Below are 18,399 nucleotides of genomic sequence, written 5' to 3' on the forward strand. Positions count from 1 at the left end.
TGGTTGTTTTATGTTAGTTCTTAATTGTTAGTTATCCAGCACCTGATTTGTTAGCAAAACACTGTATTCTTCCCGTTGGCGAATCAGGCGGTTTGTGCCATTTTCTAGCAAGACTTCCGCAGGTTTGGGGCGGTGTAAAAAGTGAGACGACATGGCATAACCATAAGCACCCACATCTAGAATGGCAACGATATCACCAATTTCTAGGGCTGGGAGTTGACAATTTTTCCCTAGATAATCTCGTGAATATGTGGTGTTCCCACAAATATCAGTTGTGAATAGGGAGTGGGGATTGTCTGCTTGCTTCCAAGTGATAATTTTTCGGTAGCCGCCATGTACTGATGGTACTGAAAGATTCGCAACGGTGGTATCAACTCCAACAATCTGTTTTTGTCCTTGCCATTTCACAGAAACAACTTGAGCAAGCAAAGTTGCACATCCAGCGATCGCACTTCGTCCTGGTTCAATCACCAAATCAATTTTCCGTCCTAAACGACTAATTCTCTGGGTTAACTCAGCCCCAAATATTTCCCAGTCAAAGGCTGTTTTGTGGTGGTGATAGGGGTAGCCAAAGCCACCACCAAAATCTAAATATTCCCAATCTGGTAACTGTTGTGCTGTGGCGATTACCGTATCGATCACTTGGGTAAAAGCTTCTGTGGCATTAGTTCCCGTCCCTCGATAGAAGTGTAAACCACTCAGCTTTAGTCCAACCTCACGAGTTAAAGCGATCGCATCACCAAATTCTTCTGGACGCACACCAATGCGACTATCTCCCGTAATTTCCGGTAAATTGAGACGTAAACCCAGCCGAATATTTTTCTCTCTGCGTTTGGGCAAAACTTCGCAGCACAACTGCAACTGAGTGAGGCTATCGAGATTGAGAGTTGTAACTCCCCAATTCAGGACTTGTAGCATCTCTGCCCGATTCAAATTACTACCGCTATAAACAATTTCACTAGGATCGAAACCAGCTTGTAATCCCAGGTAAATATCTCCTGGTGTATTGGCGTGAAGTCCCCACCCAAATGAGCGAAAAATTTTTAACAACGCAATATTGCCATTGGTAACACTGGCAAAGCAAAATTGCGTGCGCGGATATCTAACTGCTTTGGTAATCCGCTCAATAGTTTCGCCTAAGCGAGCGCCATTATAAACATAAAGTGGAGAACCATAAGTATTTATTAACTCCTGAGCAAGTTCCTCAGAAAACGGCAGAGTAAGGCGATTTTGAATTAGATTATTTGATAACATTTACCGAGAATCCTGATACAGTAAATTACGAATTATTTTGTAATTTCTCCATAGCCAAGGATGCAACCAAAACGGATGATCCCAAGACTGTTTGCTGAGTTTTTCATTTAAGACGTGCGATCGCCAAAGTTGCCACATAATAAGTAACCAGAGTGTCTCACCAATCCGCCGGCCTTGAATAGCTGCTCCCAGTTTGCCTTCAACGATTTGCGCCGCAATGTGAGGATAAAAGTGATTGTTGGCGCGAAGTATTTCTGGATTGAGCCAGATGCCCAAATGATGCCAAAAATCGTTTAAACACCAAGAAGTTAAGGGAACCCCCATCCCACGTTTTTGTCGCCAGACAATTTCCGGCGGGAGCCAATTTTCTACAGCCCGCTTGAGGATATATTTTTCACAAGCTCCCTGCAAACAGAGTTCTCCAGATAGGCGGAATGTCCATTCTGCTAGAGGTAAGTCACAAAAAGGCGATCGCACCCATAATCCATGAGCAAACCCCAATGCAGTCGCACGGGGATGGATATTCTGCGCTCCTTTGAGCATCAGACTGGCACGGCGGAGGCGATGCAGCAAAGATGGACACTCATCTTTATCAAGAGCTGCCAATAACCAATCTTCGGGATGCAAATTTTCTATGTGTGCATATACCTCTGGCTGATAAACTTGAGATTCGTATCCCCCAAGACGGTGAAAGGTGCGGAGATATTGCTGGATAAAAGTTTCCTGTCCGGCGGGATTTTCTGCCTGATAAACACCTGCGGCAATTAAAGGTTTGTTCGTCCAACCGGCAAACAATTGATCTCCACCTTCGCCATTAAAAATTACTTGAGTTTCCTGACTCGCCCTCTGAGATAGGAGATACAACGGAACACACACACCATCTCCAAAGGGCAAATCTAATGCTCGTACAGTAGGAATTAGGGCATTTTTGATAGAACTTGGGGTTACTGCAACTTTAATCAGCGGAATTTTGAGAAACTGGGCGACTTGTTCAGCATAAGAATATTCTGGAATGCCTACATCACCGAAATCTAGAGTGTAGGCGCGGACTTTCACCCCTGCTTGCACCAGCAACGCCGCCACCACTGAAGAATCGAGTCCGCCAGAGAGAAACACCCCAACAGGCTCATCTTTTAAATCGGCAATCTGTCGCCCAATCGAGTCTTTAAGGAGAGTTTGCAATTCGGTAATTGCTGTAGTTTTATCTGTTAACTGTTCTGGGGCTTCCTGCCACGAGTGGATGTTTTTAGATTCAGGCGTTTGCAGCTTACCTAATTGGTAATTACTCTGCCAAACTAGTTCAGTTCCGGCCGGAACTGCAAACACTTCATTAACGGGGGTTAAAGGTGTAGGAACGTAGGAAAAACAGCTATAGCCATATAAGCCAGAAATGCTAACTTCTGACTGTTGCAAAATCGCTAAGAGTAGTTGCAGTTGGGATGCAAACCAGATGACTTGTCCTTGCTGAGTCCAATACAAAGGCATCTTTCCGAAAGGTTCTCTACCCAAAATTAGGCAGTTATTTTCCTGTAGACTTACCCAAGCATCAGGTGAAGTCAATAGTCCTGATGCTGAGATGGCAGCAATTTGATTATTAGGATTTATGCAGAAGAGATCCCCCAACCCCCTTAAAAAGGGCGCTTTCAAGGTTTCCTCGTTTTTAAGCTGGGCTTTCAAGGTTCCCCCCTTTTTAAGGGGGGTTAGGGGGGATCGAGGTTTCAGGTGTTCAGCGTATAAGTTCTGATTTTGTTGCAATGGGGAATTTCCATCAAATCCTATATAAACAACATTCCAGATGGGAAAAGGATAATTTTCTTGTGGAGATAACTGATTTTTCAGACCTAACCCGCTAACCCCCAACCCTTGTAGGGAAGGGGGAAAATTCAAAGCCTCTCTCTTTCTAGGGGAGAGGTTTGGAGAGAGGTTTTCCAGAACATTACTTAACAGTGCTTCCAACTCATGTTGAGCGCCGTAACCCCAATAGCCAAGAAAGTGATGCGGGATGTTGCCCATCTGGACTATTTCACTTCAAAGGTTTCATCGCTAATCTGCCGACCTTCCAGGAACATCTGCACCTTCCAATTGCCAACAGTTGCAGCCGGATTAATAGTGTAGCGACACTGGGTATCCCAGACAGACGTACTAATTTCGCGGGTTTGATAGTTGTTTTGCTTGACAATTTGACCGCTTGGGTCAATCCAATTACAGGAGAGAGCCAGCTTTTTACCCAAGGGTGCATCCTTCAAGGTGACACCGTAAAAAACTTCTGGATTGGTTTGACGGGAAATTGTCTTCAAGTCACCGCCACTATTTTGTACCAAAGTGATGCGGTCTTGTTGAGCAGAAACACGAGAGAGTACAGAATTTTGCTGCTGCATGAAAAATATTGTCGATGCGATCGCAACTACTAAGACTGCCACTACTCCAGAGGTAATCCATCGATTCCGGCGTTGTTGTACCTCTAGTGCTTGGCGGCGATTTAACTGAATCAGCGCTTCATCTAGTAACTCTGGCGGTAAATTCAACTCCTGTAAAATTTCTCTAACCTGCTGTTGGTCTAGTTCCGCTTCCCGACGCACTTGTAGACCTTCTACTTCCGTGACTATTTGTAATAATTGCTCTTGAGTCAGTCGCTGCGTCATAGCTTAACTCCTATAAAAAAACTTTATGGCGATCGCTGATTACGTCTATATTCAGTTCCGTCTCACTTTTGTAGGTACATCATAAGCTACAAAATAAAGTTGTTGCTTTTCGGATTCTTTCTGAGATACTTTTGTAAACACTTTCTCTCGTTCCTATGCTCCGCATGGGAATGTATTCATGTGGGCTGCTGACTAAATATATTACTAGAGGCAGAGCGTCTAATCAGCCATTCCTATACTCTGCATGGGAACGAGGAAACGAGTAATTTTGACCCAATCTAAAATCCAAAATTGGTATGACTCAAGAACAACAAACCGCAATTGAAGGGATCTATGAAGTTTGTATCGGCATCCCAGAGCCAATTTCTGCAATTCAGTATTGGGAGCAATTTGGCTATCGTATTGGTCAAGTAGGTGAATTAACCGCAGATGTAGCCAATCAATTATATGGTGTGAATTCATCTTTACGCTCAATCCGCCTCTATCACCAAAATGCAGATCATGGTTTGATTCGGCTAATGGTTTGGCAAAACCCCACTCATCAAGGTTTGGGAATTGCGTCGATGAAAATTAAGGGAAATCGCTGGGCAACAAGCTTAACGGCGGATGTGTTGAGTATCTTAAATCATATAGAGGATGCTAAAGCCGCAGGTTTGCCTATTCGGCATACTAACCCTTATTGGGAAGTCATCTACAACAAAGAGAGGAAAAGCCGTCCTTTTATTGAGCCAGCGGTTGGTGTGCGCGAAATGCTGCTACTGCAACCCTTAGCCCGACAGGTTTTATTTCAACGGTTTGGCTATACACTGCCGGATTACGGACAAGTTAACCATAATGCTGCTCTTAAGGCTAGTCAGTTTACCCACATGGGAATCATCGTTCAAGATGACAGCAAAGAAACCCTGAAGTTTTATGAAGAAGTTTTGGGTTTGCTGCGTGTGCGTGATGATGTCGAAACTAGCTATGAATCTTCGCTAGCCGGTCGAGATATTTTTGACCTTAACCCTGGCGAAAAGTTTATTGTCACTACCTTTGATGATCCTCGTTCTTCTAAGTCTGACCTGATGGCTGCACGCAGTGGTAGACTTTATATCATTCGATTCCCAGAAAATATTAATTTAGAATCGCGCTTTGAGGCTGCCCAACCAGGTAGCTTGGGTATGTCTTTATATACCTATCGGGTTAAGGGAATACAGGAGTATTGCGATCGCATTAAAGCAAGTACTGGACAAAAAGTTACAGACATCATTAGTAATGAGTTTGGCGAGACAAGTTTTTCCTTTGTTGCGCCAGATGGCTACTTTTGGACTTTGCTAGAAGCTAAGTAGCCATCATTAGTTGATTGCCGGACATGATATTACTTTTCAGATATATAGATTTTCAGTTGAACGCTTTCTCTCAACCTGCTAAGGTAAGCTAGCAGCGCATAAATAAAAATCACAATTCCGATCATTTCCAAAGACTCTTCCACAATTATGCCAATTAACGTTATTAGGCTGCGTCGCCCAAAATCTCCTCTCAGCGAACTATTACAGAACTTTGACTAAGGAAAACCCTAGATTTTTGAACTGAATTGCTAATAGACTAGATTGAGTAAACTAATTTCAGCTAACAATACTATTAATCAGCACAATAATAGCCGCTGTTAGCAGTAACATCCTTCAAAAGGAATGCTCGTAGTTAAATATAATTATGAGTTTTGATACAAAATTTCTATCACGAAGAGATAAGCATAGAAACTGGGCTAACCTTCTTTTATGACTCTAGTGAGAGTAAAATCAGATAAAAGTTTATAATAGACCTCTTGCAAAAATAAATTATGGTATGATTCTGGTTTTAAAAATTTCCTTTCTATCTTTATCAAACATCCCAGCGAGGTAACAAAACTTCTCTGTATAGGTTCTGGTATGGATTTTTTATAAAACCCTTAATAATACCACAAAACTTTTTTGCAAGAGGTCTAATAGTTCGCGCATTATGTTAAAAGCTTAAATTTCTTGATTTCCACCAATAGCCAGTTCCTTTTTGCTATATTTCAACTGTTTCCAAAGCGTCTTAATTTGCTGGTAAGCTTCTTCTGGAGACAACTTTCCGCCTGTTTCTAGGCAAGTAATGTAACTAATTTTCTGGGTAAATTCTTGGAGGTTGGCATTAAACGCTAAGGTCTCTGGCTGGAACTTACCATAATATCGACTACGAGGGAAAAGAAAGCTATTTTTGTCTTCCGAGTTAGGCTGTGTCATTAGTTTGATCTGTGTAATTTTTTCTTAATAGTTCTAGACTTGATTTTTATCTAAGTGTAAATACACACCAGAAAATTCAATTTCCAGAATAAGTTAACATTGTAGTTAAAAATATATTTTATGGCTAGTGCAGCAGGGCGGATATCTAGCCACCATCTCAATTAACCATACACGGGGCTTAACAAGGGGATTTTGCCCTTTGTTAAAGGCAGGCAAACTGACGCCACAGTGTACTAGTCATTGCGTATCTTTTCTTGCTTTGACTACTGCGCTTTTTGATTCACTTGTAACCAAATTTCTAAACTCACTAGCAACCACAGCTTTACGCCATAACGACTCCAAGTATCTCCTTGATAGTTTAACCAATTGCGAATTGGCAACTGGTTCAAGTAAGGAGTTATAGCCGCATTCCGATTGAGCAATAAATCTCTGGCTTCTTGCTGCCAATATTTCCGAAATCCTAACTGTACCGGCACCATCATGCCGCTTTTGGGACGATGAATAATTGCGTCTGGTAAAATATCTGCGTTCGTCGAAGACGTACCGGAGGTAATCGCTTCTTTTAAAACTGCTTTTTCTTCCACTCCAGAAAGCTTATACTCTGGAGGGATTGCCATGCTTAAGTCTACTACTCGTTGGTCAAACAGGGGAGAACGACCGTGTAAAAGGGCTGCTTGAGTCAAGTTACTGACTTTCGTCAGAATTTGGTCAGCACCTTTAAATTTGATGTTCATTGCCATCAAACGATTCAGATAGCTGGCTTGGGAATATAAATCTTCTTCAAAAACCCAAGGTGCTGTTTGTACTGCTGTCCAAACTTCTGGTTTTAAAAGTTGCGGTAAGTCGACAGCGCACTTTTGGAAGGAAATTAAATAAGCTTGTAATGCATCCTGATTGGTGACAGAACCATATAAACTATTAATTAGCATTGGCTGATTTTTTGGCCCACCAAAACAAGGGTCGCCACCTTCACCATTTAAAACTACTTCTGTGCTTTCTCTCGCCAGTCGTCCCAGCAAAAGGTTGGGAACAGTCAGTGGGTCGCCAATCGGGTCATCTAAATAGGCCATTGTTTCCGGCAGCCGTGACCACATATCCTTAAAAGTAATTTCCAAAATGTGGTGCTGCGTCTGGCAATGGGATGCGACGAGACTGGAAAATTCTAACTCATTGGGACATTCAGCACCAAAATGAATCGAGAAGGTGTGAACTGGTGCTTTGTGAAATTTTGCTACCAAAGCAGTGATAGCGCTAGAGTCCAAACCACCAGAAAGAAAAACACCAACGGGTTCATTGGCTGGTGGTAAATATTCTTGAACAACTTGGTCTAGGAGTTCTCGCAAGCGATCGCCATGCCATGATAAAGGTTGATCTATGGCTATAATCTGTTCTTGAAGCTGCCAATAAGCTTCAACTTTGTGGTCGGGAAATTCTAAAACGGTTCCAGGTCGCAGTTCCCGCACTTGTTCCCAAAGCGTTCGTTCTCCTGGAACAAAGGCACAACAAAGATAATCTCGCAACGCCACCAAATCTAAATCGGATGAACGATGGGGTGATAAAGTTCTCAGTTGAGGCGCAATCCAACGAACCGAACCAGTGGTAGTGTAATAGAGGGTACGAACACCGATGCGATCGCGAACCAACCTCAACACCTGTTTTTCTCGATCCCAAATCACTAGCGCAAACATCCCCACAAGTTGGCTAAGACATTCAAAACCCCATCGTTCCCAAAGATTGGCAACCAGTTGCAGAGAACTTCCTTTAAAGCTATCTGGTTCAATTCCCAACTTTTGCAGCAACTGCACTCGGTTAGTTAACCAAACATCACCAACAACAACAAATCGTCCTCCAGAACTGATTGCTAATTTCTCCGTCAGAAATCCAGAAGCTGTGCGTGGTATAATTACAGAAATTTTTTCATCTCGCCAAGCGATTTCTTCATAATTTGGATCAACTGTTCCCCAAGCTACGCGCCAGGTTGGGTCAGTTTTGATAAATTCGATTTTAGGGGATTTACGATTTTTAAACGCATCAAATAGCATGGGAAATTTTCAACGCATAATCAGTAATTTTAGGGCATTGCTTAATGCAGTTTTAAAATTAATAGACCTCTCTCCTAAAAGGAGATAAGCTTTCAATTTCCCCTTTCTCTACTAGGGGGTTAGGTCTAACCAAAAATCGCTGTAATTGCAGTATGAATAACTCTCATACCTTTTTCCAACATGCAAGCAGATTTTATCCCTAAAACGATCGCCCAAGCAAGTCAGCTTTGGGTCGGTTTAAAGAACAAGAGTATGTAGGGCAAAACCAAAAAGGTTTATGCCGAAGTCTTTCGGCAATCTTTGCACTCGGTTCTTGTTTGGGTTTAGCGATCGCCACTACTACCAGCAACTCCGAAAATGCTACAGCCGCATACCCGATTGCGGCCAACTTGTCAAACGTGACTCTACGTGCTTCTAAGTACAAAGGCGGTTGGGATTTGCAACTCAAGTTAGCTGGGGAAGATAAATTTCCCTATAAAACTGAGTTCACAGAATTTACTGGGGGAAACTTGATCGTCCAGGCAATCAACGCCAACGCCATCGACATCGGTAGTGCTAGCGAAACCCCACCCATTTTTGCGGTTCAATCCCAAGGGGCGGTGAAAATCATCGCTTCCATCAAGGGCCCAACAGTGGGTCAAGTCGTACTTGTGCCAAAAAATTCCAAGGCGAAAAAGTTTGCTGACCTCAAAGGTAAGAAAATCGGCTATGTCAAAGCTACTACAGCTCATTACTTCCTGATTAAGATGTTGGCACAAGAAGGATTGACGCTCAAAGATGTTAATGCCGTGGCGCTAACTATTCCAGACGGACTCTCTGCCTTCAGGAGAGGTGATTTAGATGCCTGGGCTACCTACGGTTACGCAATCCAGCAAGCCGAGAAAGATGGGGCCAAGGTACTCAAATCAGCGAAAAATATTCTCAGCGGCAATTTTACGATTGTAGCAGCGCCGAGTGCGATCGCAGACCCCGACAAAAAAGCGGCGATCGCAGACTTCCTCTGCCGCATCCAGAAATCGCAAGATTGGCAAGCATCGCATATAGAAGCGTGGTCAAAGAACTATGCAAAAGCAATTGGAGTTGATCAAACCTTTGTCCTTAAAGAAGCCAAAGAGGGGTTAAAACAGCGGCGATCGCAAGTGCTGCCGATTTCTCAACAAGCGATCGCTTCCCAGCAAGATGTAGCTGATACATTTTATCGTGCGGGTGTCATCCCAACGAGAGTTGACGTAAAACCATTATGGGATGGAAGCTTTACGAATGCGATTAATCAATGCAAATAGTCAATCAAGGGTTTGGCTGACAGTATCGAAGCTTCTAAATTAGACGTGCCTGTAATGGTAAAAATGTTGCTATCTTAACAGTAGTTGTAAATTAGGGAGGTACAGAACCTAAGTTTGAAAGCCAGATATAAAGCCTATTTTACTCCTGAATCCAGACTGATTTCTTGAAAAAAATTAACTAAAACTAAGGTGAAATATGTCAATTCAAGACACAGTATCTAATTGGGAACAACTGTTAGAAATTGCCCAAAAAAATACCCCTGCTCGACGGGTGCGTAGACCAGGGCAATCCCCTTCTACTGCTCCCATCCCTAGCAGTCTCCATAAACTGCCGCCAGATACAGAACCGCCAGTACTGCTCTACCGAGATACTAACTCTTGGTGTCCATTTTGCGAACGGGTTTGGTTTGCTCTCGAAGAAAAAGAAATTCCTTTTGCGACAGAGTTTATCGACTTGACTAACAAGCCTAAATGGTATACTGACATAGTTCCTACTGGCCTTGTCCCGGCTGCCAAAATTGAGGGAAAGTTAGTCTATGAATCCAAAGACATTCTCTTAGCATTGGAAGAACGATTTGGGCCTAGCTTGCTCCCTGAAGACCCAGAGGAAAACGCCGTTGCTAGGCAGTGGCTTGAGGATGCTGAAACCAATGGTGTACATATCGCCTACAAATTTCTCAGACAAGCCCCTGAAGATCCTCATGAATTAGCAAGCTTACAGGCAGCTTTTGAAGCGAAATTAGACGAGTTGGAGCAACTTCTCGGCAAGTATCCTGGCCCCTACTTTTTGTCAACATTTAGCATCGTAGATATTACCTATAGCCCCCATTTAGACCGATTGGCGGCTAACTTACCCGTTTATCGGGGATATCATCTCAAGGGAAATCCCCGGTATCCTCGGATCAACGCTTGGTTTGAAGCACTCAAACAGCGTCCCGCCTATCACCGCGTCAAATCGGATGATACCACCAACAATTTACTCTTGCGTCGCCGATGGGGCGTGACACCAATCGGCAATCCCTTGCCCCCAGACCCAGCAACTAGCCAGGAAATTCAATTTCGGGCAGAAGCGGCTGAGAGGTTGACTGATAATCGAGAAGTTGCTTTAGGAGACATCTTGAAAAACTCCGGGGTACAAGCATTGGCAGTCAATGGCGACACAACAGCCGTTAAAGAAGCGGTTGATTTTCACCTCAGACTGCTGGCTGACTATTTGATTAATGGCAATGGTGCAGCATTACCGTGGGGGCGCGTGGGTGGTAAAGACAATGCCGATCCGATTGTGTCTGCGGTTGGAGCCATCACACTCGCCTATGTGAGAAATCGCATCTGTGCGCCACGGGATATGAGCGCTGGTGCAGCAAGTGCATTCCGGGCAGCAGCAGATAAGGTGTTGGCATCTATTTATTAGCGATCGCTAGTGATATCATGTCCGGTAAATTACCTGTGATTCCTGCCTTACCTCTCAAGAGCAGCCCCTCCCCTAGTAGCTACTGTGTACACACCAGTCTTCTAGAGTTGCCCCACAGGCTTTTGATCCCCCCAACCCCCCTTTTTAAGCAGGGTGGTTTCATCCGAACAAAGAAAAATACATAAGTCTTGATTTCTCGTTTTGTGGCATGGCTTTTTATCCCTCTCCAAACCTCTCGCCCACGGGGGGAGAGGCTTTGAAACCCAGTTTTAATTTTTCTCTGTCGAGAATGAAACAACCCTGCCCAACCCCCCTTTTTTAGGGGGGCAAAAACCCTCAAAGTCCCCCTTTTTAAGGGGGATTTAGGAGGATCTACAACGATTTTGGTTTTATATAGAGATGTGTGTACACCGTAGCCCCTACTAGGGGAGGGAAGCCGGAGCCTCTAACTTTAGCTAGAATTTGGGTGTTGCTGATTGAAAGTAGGAATTAGCCTCATATCACCCTAGATATACCTTGCTGAAACTATTGCCGTACAAGGATTACAGCCAATCGCGTCCAATTAGACCGTTTCGGCATCATGACCCCAAATACCCAATTTCCTATCTGTCATTTCTGTCATTTCTGTCATACCTGCCGTTTCTGCGATCGCCAACTGAGAACTCAGCTCGGCAACCATTTTTCACCCAAATACGATTACCCCTATAGCCCCAATTTCCTCTACAACTGGCGCCAGACAATTGCCTAACAAGCCTTACTCTACCTCTAGTAGGTATTGAACAAGTATTCCTGTGATTGTTCTGGCTTGAACAAGTGATTATCTCCTGAGCTGAAGCGGGAGCTGCAACGCCCAAAAGTGTACCTATACTAATGCTAGCAACCATGAAGGTGGCAGCAACTATGGGAAGACGCATTACCATATTCAATGTTAGACCTCTTAAAAAAGTAAAAAACAAAGACTATAGTAATTGTAGCGAACTGGATTAAGAGCTAATTTTCAAATCACATTAAATGCAAAGATTCTTAGCATTCTCAACAGCATTAGATACAACAGTTCCCATCAAGCAGATAACTACTATTGGAGTTTTAATTTAGCTTTTTCAAGCATTCGAGCCGGCAGCAACCCGATCTCCGAAAATATTTAATAGATTTATTTAAAGGATAATAACGGCATTGATTTGAGCAGATTTATGCCAATCAAAAAAGGAGAGTATTGCTACTCTCCTAAGGTAATATGAGCGAAAATTTATAGCTTAGTTACGAAAACGAGCTTGACGTTCACGCAATTCACGAGCATGTCGTTCACGGGCTTGACGTTCACGCAATTCACGAGCATGTCGTTCACGGGCTTGACGTTCACGCAATTCACGAGCGCGTTGTTCACGGACTTGACGCTCGTGTTGGAGTTTATTGTTATTAAAACCTACAGTAGTATTACGATTAAAATGATCATGCTCATATTTAAATTCAGCAGCATTAGCATTTGGAGAAAGAGCAGCAATTGAAGCAGCTGCTAATAAGCTTCCAAGAAGAATAGATTTAAAACGATTCATATATCTTTGTAATGTGCCTTGCACTACTTGATTTGTATAGCCTCAATCTAATCGAAATAATCAGGCACACGCCTGTGAAAAAAGTCATGTTTAAATAGTTACTTTTGTCACTACTACTAAGATTTATACTTGATTTTTGAAATCGTGTAACGGTAGAAACCTTACCTGAGATGGGTTATACCCTCAGTATGCCTAGTAAAACTCAAGTCGGATTCCTATATTAGAGGTGATTATTCAAAACCATCGCCTAGCGATGGTGGGATAGAGCATTAGTCTACACATCTCAATGTTTCAATCCCTAATAGGGATTTTAGGTAATTGCAATTAGCAGACTTGATTGAATGGCACGCAAAGATAGAGGTTTCAATCCCTAATAGGGATTTTAGGTAATTGCAATTTCTGTGACTTCTTTTTTATAAGCCACAAGCTCAGTTTCAATCCCTAATAGGGATTTTAGGTAATTGCAATTTGATTTAATATTTTCAAACTTAGAGATATAAGCAGTTTCAATCCCTAATAGGGATTTTAGGTAATTGCAATTTTACGTCCTTATCTTGGTGCTGATCCTACAACTGTTTCAATCCCTAATAGGGATTTTAGGTAATTGCAATCAATTTTTCAAAGCGCGATCGCTTCCACCCAGGAGGTTTCAATCCCTAATAGGGATTTTAGGTAATTGCAATTTCTGAAGCTATACAGAGTGGGAAATCAAGCATAGTTTCAATCCCTAATAGGGATTTTAGGTAATTGCAATGCAGCAATTCTTCTGTGGTAATCAGATTTTAAAGTTTCAATCCCTAATAGGGATTTTAGGTAATTGCAATAGATTACTTTTGTCTCTACAACCTGCGATTCGTTTCAATCCCTAATAGGGATTTTAGGTAATTGCAATGGTTGATAGATTGCCAAATACAGAAATTGTTAAAGTTTCAATCCCTAATAGGGATTTTAGGTAATTGCAATTCGAATTGCGGCGTTATCGCGGCGGTAAAAATCTCCCGGTTTCAATCCCTAATAGGGATTTTAGGTAATTGCAATATTAAGAGTTGGGTGTACTGGTACTTGTCTAGTTTTTTGTTTCAATCCCTAATAGGGATTTTAGGTAATTGCAATACTGCAATCAACCTTGAATGGCAGGGCGATCGCATTCGTTTCAATCCCTAATAGGGATTTTAGGTAATTGCAATTATACTCTAGAGTTGATACGTTTGGAGGAGTTCGTTTCAATCCCTAATAGGGATTTTAGGTAATTGCAATGATATTTTTCATCAGTCCAGCTTCCATACCCTGGATGTTTCAATCCCTAATAGGGATTTTAGGTAATTGCAATTGGGGAGGTAAAGTTTTTATAGTAAGTTCTCATGTTTCAATCCCTAATAGGGATTTTAGGTAATTGCAATAGTGTCTTTTGTTTCACTGCCTACTAAAACACCATGTTCTCATGTTTCAATCCCTAATAGGGATTTTAGGTAATTGCAATTATTGATTTGTTAAAGGATATTTGCGTAACAACTGGTTTCAATCCCTAATAGGGATTTTAGGTAATTGCAATATATGAGTCAAACAAATGATGAGTTTGAAGCTTGGTGGAGTTTCAATCCCTAATAGGGATTTTAGGTAATTGCAATCCAAGGGGGACAAAGGGGACAAAGGAGATAGCGGGTTTCAATCCCTAATAGGGATTTTAGGTAATTGCAATAATAATTTTCCATTGATATCAAATACCCATTCATTTGTTTCAATCCCTAATAGGGATTTTAGGTAATTGCAATCAATACCTCCGCGGCGACACTCAGGCTTTGCCCGTGTTTCAATCCCTAATAGGGATTTTAGGTAATTGCAATAATATAAATCAACTTGGTAAAGCTGGTCTAATCTGTTTCAATCCCTAATAGGGATTTTAGGTAATTGCAATCGCTAGTTGATACCAAGATGAGCGTGTATGTGAGTTTCAATCCCTAATAGGGATTTTAGGTAATTGCAATAAGGCTTAGTACTTCCACTCAAATAATCCTGAGAGTTTCAATCCCTAATAGGGATTTTAGGTAATTGCAATTCAACCATCTCCTTCCACCGGCAGGCCACCGCCGTTTCAATCCCTAATAGGGATTTTAGGTAATTGCAATGCGTGTGTTTTAGAGTTTCTCTCTCCAATCATCCGTTTCAATCCCTAATAGGGATTTTAGGTAATTGCAATCTGTAATCCCTGTGGCTGTAGCAATTGGTCCAGCGTTTCAATCCCTAATAGGGATTTTAGGTAATTGCAATTTGAGTGGAATCCTTCTGATATACTCGAAACTTGTCCTGTTTCAATCCCTAATAGGGATTTTAGGTAATTGCAATAATAAGTGCCATTCTTTATCCCCTTTTTTTCTATTGTTTCAATCCCTAATAGGGATTTTAGGTAATTGCAATATCGCAATTACGATTCATCAGGCGGGGTTTGAGGTTTCAATCCCTAATAGGGATTTTAGGTAATTGCAATAGGCGATCGCTTGTGTTAATTTTTTCAAATCTCTGTTTCAATCCCTAATAGGGATTTTAGGTAATTGCAATATCTATATACAATAGAATCAGAATACTACCCAGATGGGTTTCAATCCCTAATAGGGATTTTAGGTAATTGCAATGATATACAATCCTTGTTTATGGCGCATAGATTGGCGGTTTCAATCCCTAATAGGGATTTTAGGTAATTGCAATTAAGTGTTGTTGGATCGTAGATTTGAGGGAATTTCGTTTCAATCCCTAATAGGGATTTTAGGTAATTGCAATAGCTGGCTTCTGAAAGCCTTGCCTTATTTGGTTTTCAAGGTTCGGTTGCGCGAATGTACAAATCATAACACGAGGAATTGTGAGTTGGCTAGAGGCAAATGGCTGAAAACTAGTCCCCATAAGGTGCGCGGATGGTTTCCAAATGCTAAAGCTTTCAAGTTATTGCATATAGGGCAATTCAGCCATTTTTCTAGTTACCCTTTTCCCAACACCTACCCATCCGCGCATTTAGCAAAAAAACTAATCGATTGGAAAGCTGCTTACTTAATAGATATTCTACTCGATTAGGTTAGCTGACCTCAGGGCGATGCCTGGATTGGGCTACGCCTACGCAATACCAGCACCCCCATGACCAACTTTATTTGGCAACGTCTTCAAAGTCTGTTATCGCACAAGCAAACTCCCTAAAAGCTGTTTTAATCAAAACCTCTTTCGTTCCTCTTTCCAGCGAAGAATTGCGTATGAGGTCTGTTAATTCTATGAACAGTAGAGAAAACATAAAACGATCTTGGCGGTCAACTTGTTTCAAGCAAGACGATATAAACTGATAAAGCTCTGTTTTTCTAGGTTTGGTTTGTTCTTCCCATATTTGTAACCCAAGCCGGAAGGTTCTCAAGCGGATTTCATTAGTATTGAAGGACGCGTCTTTGTAGCGAACTGATACGCGTTGGGGTATTTCCATGAGTTTTAGCTATACATATTCGATGTAAAGTAATTATTCAGTTATATTTTGGCTCAACCGGAAAAATCTGATATTTAGCTTGAAAATAGAAAACAGGTGACAGGGAATAGGGAAAGAGATTTTCAATCTGATATCTCCGTTGAATTGCCCATAATAAGAGAACCCCACCCCGCCAAAGCTATGCTTTGTCTCCCCTCTGGAGTGGGTGAAGGCAAGACTCGGCTAACTTTCAAGAGAACCCCACCCCGCCAAAGCTATGCTTTGTCTCCCCTCCCCGCTTGCGGGGAGGGGATTAAGGGGTGGGGTGCAATTACTGTGGGAATCGTAACTAATTATGCGGACATGATATCACAAGTAATTTGCCAGACATGAGATGAGTGTCAAGTAAAGGCGAAAAGCCTACATCAATTTAGAGGATGCCCCAGAAATGGAGTAAGCCTTGACCAGAAAAAGCTTCAATCAAAATTGCAGATAGAAAACCAATCATTGCAAGACGACCGTTCCAATTTTCACTCTGAGGAGTGAAGCCAAAACGCACGGCATTAGGATCTTCTGAAACAATAGGCGCAGGATTCTTAAAACCTGACATAAGTAAAACTCCAAAGTTCAAGTGTTGTAGCAGTTATAACCGTCTGTAAAGTAATGTAACAGATGTTTAAGAAAATGCAACGAGTACTAATAGTTCTGCTTGCAGGTTGAGTTTGAAAACATCGTGCGATCGCTAATCTTGTAGATGTTGATCTTGTCGATTGGGTTGACGCTAGAAAGCATCGACTTGCAAAAGCCAATTTTCTGAAAATGAAAACACAGATGGATACACATAAATCATTAGTATTTATCTGTATCCATCTGTGATTGTCTGGTTTCAATACCTGAGAATTAAATGATTAGACTTGTTGTATTCCCGGACGACCATTTTCAACCACAAATGAAGCCCGCTTACTAATTGTGCCAAATGGGGTTGTGACGTTTGATAAAACTAGATAGTCTGTCTTGCAGCTTGTGGGAGTCAGCGCACAGCGAACATATCCGCGTTGACCGTTGAAGAACTTAATGTGTGGGTTATCGGGTAAGTAAGCTTCAACATTTGGATTGGTATCTGCCCCATCTCCACCGGAGGTTATTGAGGTACAGACGAATTCACTCCCGACTGTAGTAGATTCTGGGTTATTAAAGTCAGCCTTTAAATTCATTGCCCAGTTGGAATGGATATCGCCTGATAAAACTACTGGATTAGATGGTTTGCGCTGTTCTAAGAAATGCATGAGGCGATCGCGGGAAGCCACATAACCATCCCACTTATCCATGCTGTAGGTTCCGCCTTTCCCTGGTTTTGTGTCTATCTGAGCAACTACAACTTGCTGTGCTAAAACATTCCACTTAGCCTGTGAGCTATTTAGACCATCATATAGCCAATTTTCCTGACGCTTGCCAGTAATCGTTGCATTCGGATCTAAATTTTGTGGGCAACGTTCTTTGGTACCATCACCACAGGGCTGATCGGTGCGATACTGACGGGTATCTAGGACATGAAAGGTGGCTAAGTTACCAAAGGAGAGCCGACGGAAAAGTTGCATATCAGGGCCAACCGGACGCGAGAAGGGGCGCAGTGGCATGTGTTCGTAGTAAGCTTGATAGGCAGCAGCCCGCCGTTTTAAGAAGATTGCCCGATTCTGATCTGGTTCAGTATCAATTTCTGAGATATCGTTGGCGTAGTTGTTTTCTACCTCATGGTCATCCCAGGTGACAATCCAGGGAAAGGCTGCATGAGCTGCTTGCAGATTGGTATCAGTTTTATAGAGGGCGTGACGGTTGCGATAATCTTCCAAGGTCACAATTTCTGCACTATTATGCTGTCTGGGGCGATCGCTTGAAATTCCTCCTTCATAGATGTAGTCGCCAACATGCACTACCAAGTCGAGGTCGTCCTGGGCAATATATTTGTAAGCAGTATAGTAGCCCTGCTCATAGTGCTGACAGGAGACAAGGGCAAAGTTTAATTTATTTAAGTAGCCACCTGCTAGCGGAGCTGTACGAGTGCGACCAATGGGGCTAGCGTCTTGGCCGACAAGAAAGCGATACCAGTACCAAGTATCAGATTGCAGTCCCTCTACCACAACTCGAACTGAGTGAGCTAGTTGTGGAGTTGCCAGTACCGTACCTCTGGAGACAATGCGCTTCATGTCGGGATCGGTAGCTACTTCCCAGCGAATTGGCACATTAGCAGGTGGCATTCCACCTCCATTTAAGGGTTCGGGAGCTAGACGAGTCCAGATCACTACGCTGGTGGGATAGGGATCACCCGACGCTACACCCAAAGTGAAAGGATAATTGGAAAATCTGCTTTTAGCGTAGACGCCTAGCGGCTTGTCAGCAGACATCGCTCTTTGATCAGAAAATTGGTTAGCGATCGCTAACCCAGACAATGCTCCTGCCCCGATAATTAAGTTGCGTCGTTTGATTCGACTGTGTAGGAACTGCTCAAAATTCCGGTAATCTACCATTCTCTACTCC

Annotated in this window: 12 protein-coding genes, 1 pseudogene and 1 CRISPR repeat array; of the genes and pseudogenes, 3 read left to right on the top strand and 10 right to left on the bottom strand. The window is 42.4% G+C overall.

The genetic code is table 11. From position 1 onward, the window contains the following. Window positions 1-27: 27 nt before the first annotated feature. The 3 genes from V7K30_RS30335 to V7K30_RS30345 are packed head-to-tail and all read right to left on the bottom strand — an operon-like array spanning window position 28 to window position 3,896. Complete coding sequence (locus tag V7K30_RS30335; protein ID WP_335005750.1) at window positions 28-1,254, bottom strand: diaminopimelate decarboxylase family protein; 1,227 nt, start codon at window positions 1,252-1,254, stop codon at window positions 28-30. Next, window positions 1,255-3,267 (bottom strand): asparagine synthetase B family protein, encoded by a 2,013-nt coding sequence (locus tag V7K30_RS30340; protein ID WP_335005752.1) that lies wholly within the window; start codon window positions 3,265-3,267, stop codon window positions 1,255-1,257. A 5-nt stretch (window positions 3,268-3,272) separates the two neighbouring features. Next, window positions 3,273-3,896 carry a DUF3859 domain-containing protein gene (locus tag V7K30_RS30345; RefSeq protein WP_335005753.1) on the bottom strand — a complete coding sequence of 208 codons (624 nt, stop codon included), beginning with the start codon at window positions 3,894-3,896 and terminating at the stop codon, window positions 3,273-3,275. A 296-nt stretch (window positions 3,897-4,192) separates the two neighbouring features. On the opposite strand from V7K30_RS30345, the gene V7K30_RS30350 reads away from it, so the two are divergent. Next, window positions 4,193-5,224: a VOC family protein gene (locus V7K30_RS30350; RefSeq protein ID WP_335005755.1), complete on the top strand. Its 1,032-nt coding sequence runs from the start codon at window positions 4,193-4,195 to the stop codon at window positions 5,222-5,224. Between the two features lie 660 nt (window positions 5,225-5,884). Here the strand turns inward: V7K30_RS30350 and V7K30_RS30355 are convergent. Continuing rightward, complete coding sequence (locus V7K30_RS30355) at window positions 5,885-6,139, bottom strand: DUF7219 family protein (protein ID WP_335005756.1); 255 nt, start codon at window positions 6,137-6,139, stop codon at window positions 5,885-5,887. A gap of 263 nt (window positions 6,140-6,402) precedes the next feature. Next, on the bottom strand, window positions 6,403-8,181 hold the full coding sequence (locus tag V7K30_RS30360) for an asparagine synthetase B family protein (RefSeq protein ID WP_335005757.1): 1,779 nt from the start codon (window positions 8,179-8,181) through the stop codon (window positions 6,403-6,405). A gap of 227 nt (window positions 8,182-8,408) precedes the next feature. Between V7K30_RS30360 and V7K30_RS30365 the strand changes: the two genes are divergently transcribed. After that, window positions 8,409-9,464 (top strand): ABC transporter substrate-binding protein, encoded by a 1,056-nt coding sequence (locus tag V7K30_RS30365; RefSeq protein ID WP_335005759.1) that lies wholly within the window; start codon window positions 8,409-8,411, stop codon window positions 9,462-9,464. 196 nt (window positions 9,465-9,660) lie between these two features. Beyond that, a complete protein-coding gene (locus tag V7K30_RS30370; protein WP_335005761.1) occupies window positions 9,661-10,875 on the top strand; it encodes a glutathione S-transferase family protein in 1,215 nt (404 codons plus the stop codon). Window positions 10,876-11,579: 704 nt separating this feature from the next. Here the strand turns inward: V7K30_RS30370 and V7K30_RS34460 are convergent. The 5 genes and pseudogenes from V7K30_RS34460 to V7K30_RS30390 form a co-directional block, all read right to left on the bottom strand. Further along, a pseudogene (locus V7K30_RS34460) lies at window positions 11,580-11,795 on the bottom strand (DUF3011 domain-containing protein); the annotation flags it as partial. A 333-nt stretch (window positions 11,796-12,128) separates the two neighbouring features. After that, window positions 12,129-12,428, bottom strand: coding sequence for a hypothetical protein (locus V7K30_RS30375; RefSeq protein WP_335005762.1), 300 nt, complete (start codon window positions 12,426-12,428; stop codon window positions 12,129-12,131). Between the two features lie 288 nt (window positions 12,429-12,716). Next, window positions 12,717-15,203: a CRISPR direct-repeat array (repeat unit 37 nt; unit sequence GTTTCAATCCCTAATAGGGATTTTAGGTAATTGCAAT). Between the two features lie 358 nt (window positions 15,204-15,561). Continuing rightward, complete coding sequence (locus V7K30_RS30380; protein ID WP_069073361.1) at window positions 15,562-15,885, bottom strand: hypothetical protein; 324 nt, start codon at window positions 15,883-15,885, stop codon at window positions 15,562-15,564. Between the two features lie 409 nt (window positions 15,886-16,294). Then, the gene (locus V7K30_RS30385) at window positions 16,295-16,474 is read right to left on the bottom strand and encodes a chlorophyll a/b-binding protein (RefSeq protein ID WP_190892099.1); all 180 of its coding nucleotides are present in this window, start codon (window positions 16,472-16,474) and stop codon (window positions 16,295-16,297) included. A 298-nt stretch (window positions 16,475-16,772) separates the two neighbouring features. Further along, a complete protein-coding gene (locus V7K30_RS30390; RefSeq protein ID WP_335005764.1) occupies window positions 16,773-18,389 on the bottom strand; it encodes an alkaline phosphatase D family protein in 1,617 nt (538 codons plus the stop codon). Window positions 18,390-18,399: the final 10 nt, after the last annotated feature.

It is taken from the genome of Nostoc sp., assembly GCF_036917655.1.
Lineage (GTDB): Bacteria > Cyanobacteriota > Cyanobacteriia > Cyanobacteriales > Nostocaceae > Nostoc.